This is a genomic window from Vibrio sp. (assembly GCF_984391705.1).
Genome location: NZ_CFHWOM010000002.1, coordinates 142,954 through 155,419, shown reverse-complemented (window position 1 = coordinate 155,419; position 12,466 = coordinate 142,954). Strand labels below are relative to the sequence as shown.

General features: G+C 47.4%; 8 protein-coding genes. 2 read left to right on the top strand and 6 right to left on the bottom strand.

The genetic code is table 11. The annotated features are described in order from the left end of the window. Position 1: 1 nt before the first annotated feature. Both napH and napG read right to left on the bottom strand, forming a co-directional pair. Entirely contained in the window at positions 2–856 is an 855-nt protein-coding gene (napH, locus tag AC4MRV_RS03035; protein ID WP_491185945.1) for a quinol dehydrogenase ferredoxin subunit NapH, read from the bottom strand. Beyond that, entirely contained in the window at positions 856–1,617 is a 762-nt protein-coding gene (gene napG / locus AC4MRV_RS03030) for a ferredoxin-type protein NapG (protein WP_491185944.1), read from the bottom strand. Before napG ends, napH begins: the two co-directional genes overlap by 1 nt. A gap of 335 nt (positions 1,618–1,952) precedes the next feature. Here napG and fdhF point away from each other — a divergent pair, with 335 nt between their 5' ends. Beyond that, positions 1,953–6,161 carry a formate dehydrogenase subunit alpha gene (gene fdhF, locus AC4MRV_RS03025; RefSeq protein WP_491185943.1) on the top strand — a complete coding sequence of 1,403 codons (4,209 nt, stop codon included), beginning with the start codon at positions 1,953–1,955 and terminating at the stop codon, positions 6,159–6,161. A gap of 48 nt (positions 6,162–6,209) precedes the next feature. Here fdhF and AC4MRV_RS03020 read toward each other — a convergent pair whose 3' ends face one another. From AC4MRV_RS03020 to AC4MRV_RS03010, 3 genes are read right to left on the bottom strand one after another with little or no spacing between them, the layout of a single operon-like run. Beyond that, positions 6,210–6,809, bottom strand: a complete 600-nt coding sequence (locus AC4MRV_RS03020) for an HAD family hydrolase (protein ID WP_491185942.1) — start codon at positions 6,807–6,809, stop codon at positions 6,210–6,212. Positions 6,810–6,831: 22 nt separating this feature from the next. Further along, a complete protein-coding gene (locus AC4MRV_RS03015; protein ID WP_491185941.1) occupies positions 6,832–8,568 on the bottom strand; it encodes a phosphotransferase in 1,737 nt (578 codons plus the stop codon). 27 nt (positions 8,569–8,595) lie between these two features. Then, entirely contained in the window at positions 8,596–9,243 is a 648-nt protein-coding gene (locus AC4MRV_RS03010) for an HAD family hydrolase (RefSeq protein WP_491185940.1), read from the bottom strand. Positions 9,244–9,360: 117 nt separating this feature from the next. Here AC4MRV_RS03010 and AC4MRV_RS03005 point away from each other — a divergent pair, with 117 nt between their 5' ends. Beyond that, complete coding sequence (locus AC4MRV_RS03005; RefSeq protein ID WP_491185939.1) at positions 9,361–9,897, top strand: hypothetical protein; 537 nt, start codon at positions 9,361–9,363, stop codon at positions 9,895–9,897. A gap of 56 nt (positions 9,898–9,953) precedes the next feature. On the opposite strand, the gene AC4MRV_RS03000 is transcribed toward AC4MRV_RS03005, so the two are convergent. Continuing rightward, a complete protein-coding gene (locus AC4MRV_RS03000) occupies positions 9,954–12,464 on the bottom strand; it encodes a VolA/Pla-1 family phospholipase (protein WP_491185938.1) in 2,511 nt (836 codons plus the stop codon). Positions 12,465–12,466: the final 2 nt, after the last annotated feature.

The window sequence follows — 12,466 nt, the reverse complement described above, 5'->3', positions numbered from 1 at the left end:
GTTAATCAATCTGCTTTACTGTAATTCGATTTTGAAACTCAAACACCTTCTCGGCACATACGTCGATACAGCGACCGCAGCTGATGCAGTTCTGGTCTAAGACGCGTTTATCACCTTCTTTTAGTGGTTGGCGCAGCACATCCGGTTCGGGGCAAACGTTATAGCAGTCCATACACTTAGTGCAATCTTCACGGCGAACAGCAGCCACTCGGAGCAAGCTCTTGCGCCCTATCACCCCGTATGTCGCACCCAGTGGACATAAATGGCCACACCAGCCGTGTTCAACCAGGAGTAAATCGAGGACAAACACCAAGCCAACCAGCACCCAACTCGCTCCAAATCCAAATACCAAACCACGATGTAACGCGGCCACAGGATCTATCCACGCCCATAAAACACTACCTGAAACAGCGCTGCCAATAAGCAATACGGGAATCAACCAGTAACGCAATTGAGAGGACCAACGGTAGCTGGTTTTGATATTAAGTTTACGACGCAAAAACGCCGCCAGATCGGTGACCATGTTCATCGGGCAAACCCAGCCGCAAAATGCTCTTGGGCTGATTAACGCATAGAAAACCACCACAATGGCAACGCCCACTAGCGCCGTAATTTCAGGTAAGTGACCTGCAGATAGGGTTTGTAAAGTGATGAGAGGATCACTCATTGGAATCACATCAAACAAGTTACTCGAAGAGAGATTGCCTTTTAGAACTCCTAGCGTTGGTCCTGCCATAAACAAAGCGACGATCGTTAACTGACAGAGTCGTCTAAGCAGTAAAAAGCGGTGCGCTTGCCACCAGCCTAAGGCTTTTATCGCGTCTTTTCCGGTATCTTTAGCGAGGTTCTTAGCCATTACAACTTCCCTCCCAAGGTTTCCAGCGCTTCGGTCGGTACTTCTGGCGCACTGTTCTCTAGTGGCTTTTTGATTTCTTCCCAACCAAGTTGGTAGTGAGCGCCCATTTTCCCTTTGGCCAATTCTGTCGGGATAATTTTAATCGCCGCGACTTCAGTGACACACGCTTCTTCACATTTACCACAACCGGTACATTTATCTGAGTGAACAGTGGGAATTAACTTAGCGTGATAACCGGTTCGTTCATTGCGAATATGCTCAAGCGTGATTGCTTCATCAATCAAAGGGCAAACTCGGTAACACACATCACAGCGCAGCCCCTGCCAGTTCAAACAGCTTTCATGGTCGATAAGCACCGCGGTGCCCATGCGAGCATCGTCAATATTGGTTAAGTTTGGATCAAGGGCTCCCGTTGGGCAGACGGGGACACAAGGAATGTCGTCGCACATTTCACACGGGATTTCCCGCGCATTAAAATAAGGCGTCCCCGACTCTACCGATGAAAGAAGTGTGGCAAGCTTTAGGGTATCGTAAGGACAGGCTTGTACGCACAGTCCGCAGCGAATGCACGCTTTTTCAAACTCGCCTTTTGGCAGAGCACCCGGTGGCCTGATCGGAACACCAGAGCCATCTCTTGCTTGGCTTTGCATCGACTGAAGCCCGAGTACCGTTGCAGCCGCACCGACTCCAGCAGCCGTTCTTGCAGCATCACGTAAGAATCGACGTCGACTCTCTGATGTTTTCGACTTTGCCCCACACATAACCACTACCTCGTACCAGCGGATCAGACCAGTTCAATACTCACAATAAGCATAGCAACCCTAAATTTAATAGGGATATTTTCACTACAGATTGTAGGGTTAAACATACCCCTAAAGAGGTGTATGTAGTGCAACTTGATAAGAATCAAATAATAACCAAATTTGAGGGCGCATATTGGTTGGCTAGCAAGGAAGAAGAGCACTGATTAAAGCCATTAAACAAATTATCAAAACTATAAAAAAGCCATAATTGAGTTTTTTGTCACACGAACTTTCCTTGCTAGGCATTATCCTTATAGAATGTAAGGCTTTGTAAATTACGCTGCGGGGGTCTTATGATAGAAATCATAATTGACGGCAAATATCGAATTGTGGAAGAGGGTTCAACCCTACTAGAAGCAGCCAAAGTATGTGGGGTAGAGATCCCTTCTCTGTGCGGGCTAAATAAATCAAATCAAAAAGTGCCTTGCGACCTGTGTGTGGTAGAAATGGAAAGCGGCGCCACTCAGCGCGCCTGCGAACTCGAAGTCTACCGCGGTTTGAATGTTAAAACACAATCAGACCAATTAAGCGAACATCGCCGCCAAGCACTCAACCGCATCATGCAAGATCACTATGCAGACTGCGAAGCTCCGTGTAAAACTGCCTGCCCTGCTGGGGTAGATATCCAATCGTACCTGTACTTCATTGCGCAGAACGATCATCAAAAAGCGATTGAAGTGATCAAACGCACGCTGCCAATGCCGCTATCGATTGGCCGTGTATGCCCTGCCTTTTGTGAAAGTGAATGTCGCCGCTCCTTGGTGGATGAGTCAATTGCCATTCGTCAATTGAAACGCCACGCAGCAGATGCCGACCTTGCAGCGCAAGAAGCCTACACGCCAGAAAAGAAAGCCGACAAAAACCTCTCTATCGCCATTGTCGGCAGTGGTCCGGGTGGCTTAACAGCGGGCTATTATCTTTCCAACGAAGGCTATGATGTAACCGTATTTGAGTCGATGCCAAAAGCAGGCGGTTGGCTTCGTTATGGTATTCCTGAATATCGACTACCAAAAGCCATCCTCGATAAAGAAATCGAGCTGATGTGTCGCAATGGTATGCAGATAAAAACCGAGCAAAAGCTAGGCGAAAACCTATCGCTGAGCCAGTTGAGTGACGACTATGGTGCAGTCTGCCTCGCCGTTGGAGCTTCCTTGGCGGTCGAGATGAAATACCCAGGCAGTCAGTTTGCTGGCTGCTACCTTGGGGTTGATTACCTAAAAGACTTTGTCACCGAGCAAACTTACACCACAGGTAAAAAAGTGGCGGTGATTGGCGGCGGTAATACAGCGATTGACTGCGCGAGAACCGCTCGCCGCGCAGGGGCAGACACCACAATTATCTATCGCCGAACGCGCGAAGAGATGCCAGCAGAAGATTACGAAATTGAAGAAGCTGAACACGAAGGCGTTAAGTTCCTTTTTCTAACTAACCCAGCTGAAAACATTGCAGATGAAACCGGCCACGTGAAAGAAGTTCGCTTAGAACGAATGGCGCTTGGCGAGCCCGATGCATCAGGTCGCCGCAGACCAGAGCCAACCGGCGAGTTCTTCGCTCAAGCATTTGATACCGTCATTGCAGCTGTCTCACAAAAGCCTGATTTAAGCTTTCTAGAAGGCGACGATTTATCTATCCCATTAACTCGATGGAACACGTCTGAGTCTGACGCACAAACCATGCACACGGGTACAGGCAATATTTTCAGTATTGGCGATTTTCGCCGCGGCCCATCTACGGCTGTTGAAGCGGTTGGAGACGGCCGAATCGCCGCTAAGGCGATTGACCTATTCCTCAATGGCGACATGGCCGATATGCCAGCACCTGCTTTCAACTCGCGTAAAGAACAAAAACTGGCACAAGTGGACCCAATCCACTTCGAGAGCTTCCAAAAAGTGGCTCGCTCGATTATGCCAGAGCTCACCCCAGCTCAGCGCGAACAGAGTTTTGATGAAGTCGAGCTCGGCTTTGACAATGAAGAGGCCATCAAAGAAGCGGCGCGCTGCCTAGAGTGTGGCTGCCAAGCCAACACCAGTTGCGATCTGCGAGACTACTCAACTGAATATGGTGCCGAGCAGCACTTTGAGCTTGGCCTTGAAGTGAAAAGTCATCAAGATTGGCTGAATGTAAGAGCGAAAGATCCGCGCCATAAATTCAGCGTCGACCGCAGTTCTGAGTTTATTGAGTTCGATGCCAACCGCTGCATTAGTTGCGGTCAATGTATTCAAGCCTGTAGCGAACAAGCGGTACACGGCATTCTCAACTTTGTCCATGACCGACATGGCCGCCCTGCACTGCGCCCAGATGATAGACCTCATTTTGGCTCAAGCAAAAATGGGCGCTTGCTGATGGGCGATTCCAACTGCGTTCAATGTGGTGCCTGCGTTCAAGCGTGTCCAACCGGTGCCATGGTAGACAGCCGTGACCGAGCTCAAGGGCGTGAAGAAGTATTGAAGAAGGTCGACACCATTTGTACCTATTGTGGTGTGGGCTGTAAATTGACCATGCATGTCGATGAGGCAAACAACCAAATCATGCATGTCACCGGGGCACACTCTCCGGTAAATGAAGGTATGCTTTGTGTGAAAGGTCGTTTCGGCTTCGATTTTATCAGTGACGATGCCCGTTTAACCACGCCTCTGATTCGTAAAGATGGTTGGCTACAACCGGCAAGTTGGGATGAAGCCATTGCGCTTATTGCTAAGAAGTTCACCGCCATCAAACAAGACTTTGGCGACAACGCACTCGCTGGGTTCTCATCCGCTAAAACCACTAACGAAGACAACTACGCTTTCCAGAAGTTTATTCGCCGTGAGCTTGGCACCAACAATATCGACCACTGCGCTCGCTTGTGTCACGCCTCCAGCGTTACTGGTCTTGAAGCGTCTCTGGGTAGTGGTGCCATGACCAATGACATCCCGAGCATCAAACACTCGGATGTGATTTTTATTATCGGCTCAGATACCACCTCGGCTCACCCTATCATCGCTTCTCACATCAAACAGGCGATTCGTCACCATGGCGCGCGCTTGATTGTGGCTGATCCTAAGCGCATTGATATGGCCGATCACGCCGAGCTTTACCTTGCTCATCGGCCAGGTACTGACGTGATGCTGCTTAACGGTATCATGCAGCAAATCATCAAAAATGGTTGGTATGATCAAGAATATATTGAGGAGCGTGTAGACGGCTTTGACACCCTACTCCAAGAAGTAATGTCTCCTGCTTATGCGTTAGACAAAGTTGAGTTGGTCACGGGGGTCAGTGGCGACGACATCTTTGCCATGGCGCGTATGATTGGTACCGCCGAGCGCACTGCGGTCTACTACTCAATGGGCATCACCCAGCATACAACCGGGCACGACAATGTTCGCTCGATTGCTAACTTGCAGCTTCTTTGCGGCAACATCGGTATTGAGGGTGGTGGTATCAACCCGCTGCGTGGTCAATCCAACGTGCAAGGTGCTTGTGATATGGGCGCACTACCCAACAATTACCCTGGCTATCAGAAAGTCTACAACCCAATGATTCGTCAGAAGTTCGCTATTGAATGGGACGCGCCAAATCTCCCTTCAGAACCAGGTCTGACACTAACCGAAATCATCGATGGTGCTTGCAATAGAGATGTGCGCGGTCTTTACATCATGGGTGAGAACCCTGTACTGAGTGACCCTAATCAAGCTCACGTTATTGAAGGATTGGAGACGCTCGACTTCTTGGTGGTGCAAGACATCTTCTTAACCGAAACCGCTCAATATGCAGATGTTGTATTGCCATCTTGCTCGTTTGCCGAAAAATCAGGCCACTTCACCAACACCGAAAGGCGCGTGCAACGAGTCAATCCAGCAGTGAAAGCGCCGGGAGAGGCCAAAGAAGATTGGTGGATCATTCAACAAATCGCCAACGCCATGGGTGGAGATTGGCATTACAAAGAGGTGTCGGACATTACCAGCGAAATTGCTCGCGTGACGCCACAATATGCTGGGCTTCGTTGGGAGACAATCACCCCAGATGGCGTGCAGTGGCCGAGCAACAAAAACAATCCGAACGGCACGCGGATTATGCACCAAACCCAATTTACCCGTGGCAAAGGGCAAATGGTTGGTGTGCCATTCCGCTATGCCGCCGAACTACCGGACGAGGATTTTCCTTTAGTGCTCACCACCGGACGTGTGCTTGAGCAGTTCCATACCGGAACCATGACGCGCAAAACCAAAGGTTTGGATAACTTAGCCGGTCCAAGAGCTATGATCAGCGTGCAAGATGCAGAAGCGCTAGGCATTAGCAATGGTCAACGCTTGCGAGTCTCCACTCGGCGCGGTTCGATTGAGATTGATGCCTTTGTGACCAAGCGAATTCAGCAAGGTGTGGTGTTTATTCCATTCCATTTTGTTGAGTCGCCTGTGAACCGATTAACCACCACCGCAACTGACCCCCATGCGAAAATACCGGAGTTTAAAGTGGCAGCGGTCAAGGTAGAAGCATTAGAACCACAGGCAGTACATTAAAAGAAAAAGCCGACGTTATCGTCGGCTTTTTCAATTGGTTTAAAGCAATTAAAAATGCTCGCGTACAAAGGCTAACGCATCGTCGCAATTACAATATACGTGACTGTCGATCCCCATCGCTTTGGCGGCAGCCACGTTAGCCTCACTATCATCAATAAATACCGCATTGACTGGATTGCCTCCCGCTAGCTGTAGAGCGATCTCAAAAAACAGTCGGTCAGGCTTAGCGACACCAATATGTGAGGAGCTAACAACAAGATCGAAGCTGTCTTGCAATGCAACAGAGGCGAGGTCTGCTTCTAACTGAGACGTACCGTTGGTCACCAAAACGAGTTTACTCTCAGGGGTATGTCGACGAATCCCTTCTATTAGTGGCGTATCAATAAACCACTCCGCTTGATTCCATATTTTAACCAACTGTGCCGCAGCCTCCTCACCCCAGTGGCGCGCCAATTGCTCAGTGACTCTGTCACACCACTGCTGATGAGAAATCTCACCGCATACCGCTAAATTCAATAGTTCGGTAGAAAACGCACACGAATACAATGCGCCCTGAGAAATCCCTAGCACCGCTTCTGCCTGAGAAACTTCATTACCGGGCCACTGTCTAATCACCCCATCAAAATCAATTAATACAATACTCTTCAACGCTCACCTCCATGTGATTGTCTCACGCTTTCGCTTTTTCTATTTGTTTTACTACTTTATAGCCAAAGCCAGAGATTAACTCATTGATACGATGCACATTTCCACACTCCCCTTGAGCTAAACGCAAACAAAGTTCTATGGATGTGACATCATCAGGGTAGTATTGGTGTAAAACCTTGGCGATGGAGTCCAAATCACTCAACCAGCTATTGTCTTGCTCTGCGACGAGTAAATAAGCACTGCGCAGCAGTTTTTTGCCCAACACTTTCGTGTAAGCTTTTCCATCTTGAGTTTGAATAGATTCGAGCACCTGCGGCAGATCCTCATTTAGCTGCCAAGCGATCCGTAAGCTTGGTTTATGAAGACGAAATCCAGTCGATAGGTCTTCTCCCCATAAGCAGCAACAGCAATGTTTCAACCAAAACTGCCAACGATACTCTTCCTCTACAGCCAATACCTCTCGCAGATGGCCGGGATCAAAATCGAGCTTGCTAATAGCGGAGTATTGCGATGTTAGCTCATTAGCAATACGTTGCAGCTGCTTATGGTCATTTGAAGAAAGCGGTTGATGGAAAACCACGGACGCATCCAAATCTGACTGTCCAAACACAGCATTTCCCCTTGGCACACTGCCATAGAGATAAACACTATGTAGCTGGCCTGGAAAGGTCTCTTCCAAGCGTCGCAGCATTTGCTCGACTACCGCGGTAAACTCCGGCTGAACATGTTCAACGCTGTATGGGTTATCAATATAGCCATGACTGGTGAGTCCTTTATATGAATGATGTTTAGCTTTCAAAAACTCCGATTGAATTGGTTCCCAAAAGGTTAAGTAGGGAGAAAAGTCCATAGACGGGATAAACTTCTTAGCAGCCTTATTTCCTTTGAAGTACGCCTCCTCGTAGGGCCAAATATGATGATCTGAAAACAGAGACCATGCTTTAGCGCCGTCTTGCAACTCACATTTAGATAATGGAAAAAGCTCATCGTACCCACGCAGAAAGTTCACAGAAAGTTTCACATCCATTTGAAACATATATTGGCAAGCTCGAGCCAACTCGTAACCTCTAGGCATGTTTTGCACTAAGTCCCAATCGATAACGCCACTGATTGTTCCATCATTGTGAAAAAAGACGTTCAACAAATGATAATCACCATGTATCAATTGACGTTGTGTTACAGGTCGATAGCTATGTTCTGTTTCCCACAAAGCTAAATAGGAGCGCTGTGCCATCACTCGTTTGAGAGCATGCGCATCAATCTCAGCCAGTGTTGGCTTGGCTTGCAAACACAGAATTATCTCATCAATCCGAGCGAGCCATTGCTGCTTGTTCCACTTGAGGTCAATGCTGGGAAACCCCTCACCACTTTGTTTTGAAAGATCAAGGTGAAGTGTGCCAAGCGCACGCCCAGCCTGATATGCATGCTTCGCAGTGACACGGCTACTATCCACTTGATGCCCGTTAGCACTGGGATACAACGCAAAATACTCGCCTTGATAATGAACCCAAGTTTTTCCTTCCTGCGTCTTCATTGGCGCGATAACTTGAGGCTGGGACAATGACAACTGGGCGACCAAAGCGTGTTCAGATTGAATCTTTGCAAGATCTTGAGAACGATAGCATCTAAGATAAAATCCATTTTTGTAGTCGATATGGAAAACTTGATTCGTCGCACCGAGGCTATTCAGCGTGATGTGTAGATCTACGCCATTCCCCAACCATGATCGCGTTATCTCCTTTAACTCTTCAACATCCATCAAGATCCCCACTCCGCGTTGATTTGCCTAAACTAACAGCTCCTGATAGCTGCTGATTTGTTTAATTGACTGGCTTAAATCATTGTTGCCATTGAAGCTATGATGAATTGCAACCACATCACACCCTGCCGCAACACCCGCGCTTACCCCTGCGTGAGAATCTTCGAAAATCACCGCCGCCTCTGTTGGTAAGTCCAGTTGGGAAAGTGCCAATAGATAGGCTTCAGGGTCAGGTTTGTGTTTGGAAACATGCTCTTGGGTGATCACCACATCAAACAGTTCATCAAGGTCTAGTGTCCGTAAAATGTTGTCGACCATCCAAGTGGCCGCAGAACTGACGACAGCGCATGTTTTTCCTTGCTCTTTGAGATATTGAAGATAAGTCAGAGCCCCATGATTGAGCTCCAGTTCACTGGCAAGCAATGCCTCATAATGAGCTCGAAAATGCGTATTAAATTCAGCTAAATCAGGCGAAATACCCGCATGTTGAAAGAAATGCCCTGTTACCACAGGCCAACTTTCACCCATCACTTGCTTGTAAATATTGAAATCGACCTCTGCGCCATAGTCCGCGCACGCTTTCGCCAGCGCCAACCCTTTTAATGGCTCCGAATTGACCAAAGTACCATCCATATCAAACAAAAACGCTTGGTATTGCCCCACAGTTATCTCCATATACAACTTATTTTATGAATTAGTTCTCACATATACAGAATCGTGGCATTTATTGCAAAGATATCAAACAAACAAATGATAACATTAAGTTTTATAGTCAATAACAATTAAGTCACAATGCAAACTAAACTACTTACTCTAGCAGCAATGCTGCCAATTTTGGGCGGCTGCGCTTCAAACTCCTTAACTCCTGCCAATGGTAACGGAGCTCTATTGATAGGCTCCGATGTTCATAACAACGGTGGGCATCACCCATGTAGAAAAGTGGTGATCTCTCTTCACGAAATGGTCAGTGGCGGTGAATACAGTGAAACCCCAATTGAATTGGAGTTTATGCCCAAACAACGAGAAGACTACTATGTGTTTGCGGATATTAAACCGGGATATTACGTTGCCAAGAATATGCGTTGTTATTCTCAAGCAGGACGCTATTTCAATGATGGCGAACAATTTCTGGATGATAGTCAGAGCTTTGGGGAAACTGTCGAAGCCAATAAGATCACTGTAATGAAATACTCTTATTACGGTAGAAAGTATAACGATGGTAGTTTCTCTGCCTATCTAACTTATGATCAGCCTGATTTGGAAGAAACTGGCATTTTGGCGGAACTCGAAAGTGACCCAAACTTTGCTGGTTGGAGCTTTAGAAAATAAAACTAGAGAGAATAAGAAAAGCCGACCTAATGGTCGGCTTTTGGGTTTATAGCAGTTTATTTCGTCGCATCAAGTAATGCGCTCGTCACACTTAGTGATGAAGTGGCATTCCCGTTCGTTAATGTAAACTGGACAATTTGTGACGTCATTTCCGAATTCGCAGGACCATCAACGTCATTCTGTGGCGTGATAACCGTTGAATGTTCGGCTTGGCTCACCGCTTTAGTGAAGTAAGAAGCGAGTTTTTGGCCTGATGTATCGGTCGCGCTGTTGACTAACCCGAGTTTCTTAAACAGAGGCTCCGTACCAGATGTCTGAGACGTCGAGACAGTGTTTGGAATCGTTTGATCGTCTTCAGCTTGGATGCCGAGTACTGGCGCACTGGTTAGGTTCACCATCGGCGCAATATTGTAAGGATCCACATTATCTAACACAGTTTGAGCTGCGAACATAAAACTGTTTAATGTACTAGCTACCGCAGCTTTCTCTGCAGCCGATGCTTGACCAAGATAATTATTTAAGCAATCTGGACCCGCGGTAGAGGCTGGTACACATGTTTTACCATAGTAAGTTTGATAACTCGCCAAGGACAATGAAACGCTGTGTTTAATCACCCCAGAGAAACTGCCCGACTCTAGCAAGAATGGCGCAATACCACCGCCTGGGTTCGCTAAGGTTGCGCTGGTATATTTAAAGACATTGCCTTCAAGTGATGACACTGGCGTGTTACCAATCGCATAAGAGCTGATACCCGTGATCGCTCCGATGGAGTGACCTAACAAAGAGACATTGCTCTTATCTAGATTAGCAAATGCCGCGTCAGCTACACCGTTAAGCGCATAACGCACACCTAAGCCATCAATCGCGCTTTGACGAATATTGTCGCGCGCAACAGGTAGGTATTCTAAGTTCATGTACACGGTTGGATCCGAATCCGTCGTCACGACACCATTGTCTAACATGCGCTGACCATGAAGAGGCTGATCAATAGCAATGATCGCGTAAGGCTTATATGGCGCAGAGCCGATCTGCATAGCCGCACCAATATGCTGCATTGCAAACGCATAAGCACTCTCTTTTATGTTGGTAATACCATGTTGATACTGCAAGATAGGCAAATCTGAACCAATCGCAGCCCCCTCAGGTACAAACATCAAAAACGGCACCTCTTTCACTGCTCGAATCTGAGGAACTGCACTGTATTTGGTCATGATACGCTCAGGGTCGAGCTGGGAGCCATCAGCGAGCGTCAACTTCTGCCCTACCAGTGCCTTTAATTTTTCAGGATCTTGCAGATCGATGGCAGGGTTAGTGATACCCAGTAACGCCAATTGCTGAGCAATCGCGTTTTTGTCTGCGTCAGACCCAGAACCGAGTACAGATAGGATCTTAAACACGCTTGGCATGGCACTGCGCCATGGTGTCTTCTGCCAAGCGTTACCTGATATTGAGTCAGACAAGAAGTACGGCAACTTAACCGTGCCCTTAACAACTTGAATCGAAGCTATCGCTTCATCTGAAAAGTTAAGGTTGTATCCTCCTTGAAGCAAAGCTGCACTTTCAGCACCAAATGCTCCGCCAAACATCGGATCGCTCGCGACTGCATCACCAAAGCTTTGCTTACTCGTTACTGTGATTTGATACATCGAATCTAGGGTGTTTGCATCGATCCCAGTTGGGTTGGCAATCGAACCACTCCATATATCCGAAGGATCAACTGTTGGTAGAGCGGTCTGAGCAATCGCACTCTTGGTTCCCAATAGCACCTGACCTGCCGAAGAAGTGGTAAACCATGAAGAGTAGATGATGTCATCGGTACTTGCGACCTGTCCATTCTCAGCAAACGCTTTTTCAGCATTTTGAATAATAGTTTGCGGAGTCGCTAGAGTGCCAGCTTGCGTGAACTCTGTGGTTTTTAGCATCGCATATGAACTAGATGTACCGAGCGGCTCACCATTACTGTCGGTAATAGAGTCTGTGAGAGCATAAATGTAATCACTACCCGAATCCAACCCAGTTAATGGAACAATATTAAAAGAACGCTTGTCATCGCTGATCACCACCACAAAGTCGACGCCTGGGGTGAGTGCTTCAAAATTCGTCATTTCTTTGGTTGTTAGGTCAACATCTACCTTAGCAATCCGAACACCTGCAGTAAGGCTCGGGCTAACCAATGACGTACTGCGAGTACTTGATGATGCAGTATCGTCAAACAAAGTAACGCCTGAAGGTAAGTTCAAGTCAATCACAAACGGCATTTGGGTACTCCAACCGTCGGCCTCACCTAATGCTACTTCAGGGTTGTCTAAACCCGTTGATGCTCCCTGTGTCACAGGAATGTTCAGCGTGCTGTCTGATGTGTCCATCAACAAAAATGATGGAAGAGGCACAGCTGCGTCATCACCCAACAAAGTAAAATCAATTTTAGAGCTACGTGAAAGCATCTCATTGATTGCTTCGTTTGAGTAAGGCTGTTCCGTGTTCGCCCCACTGCTTTTAGTATCATCACCACAACCCGCTAGAAGTAATGCAGAGCAAACAAGCGATAGAGAAAATTTATTATTCATTG

What these genes read in the sequence shown, in the direction of transcription:
- AC4MRV_RS03010 (WP_491185940.1), bottom strand. Translation starts at nt 9,243, where the DNA reads ATGGAGATAACTGTGGGGCAATACCAAGCGTTTTTGTTTGATATGGAT.
- AC4MRV_RS03015 (WP_491185941.1), bottom strand. Translation starts at nt 8,568, where the DNA reads ATGGATGTTGAAGAGTTAAAGGAGATAACGCGATCATGGTTGGGGAAT.
- napG (WP_491185944.1), bottom strand. Translation starts at nt 1,617, where the DNA reads ATGTGTGGGGCAAAGTCGAAAACATCAGAGAGTCGACGTCGATTCTTA.
- fdhF (WP_491185943.1), top strand. Translation starts at nt 1,953, where the DNA reads ATGATAGAAATCATAATTGACGGCAAATATCGAATTGTGGAAGAGGGT.
- AC4MRV_RS03000 (WP_491185938.1), bottom strand. Translation starts at nt 12,464, where the DNA reads ATGAATAATAAATTTTCTCTATCGCTTGTTTGCTCTGCATTACTTCTA.
- AC4MRV_RS03005 (WP_491185939.1), top strand. Translation starts at nt 9,361, where the DNA reads ATGCAAACTAAACTACTTACTCTAGCAGCAATGCTGCCAATTTTGGGC.
- napH (WP_491185945.1), bottom strand. Translation starts at nt 856, where the DNA reads ATGGCTAAGAACCTCGCTAAAGATACCGGAAAAGACGCGATAAAAGCC.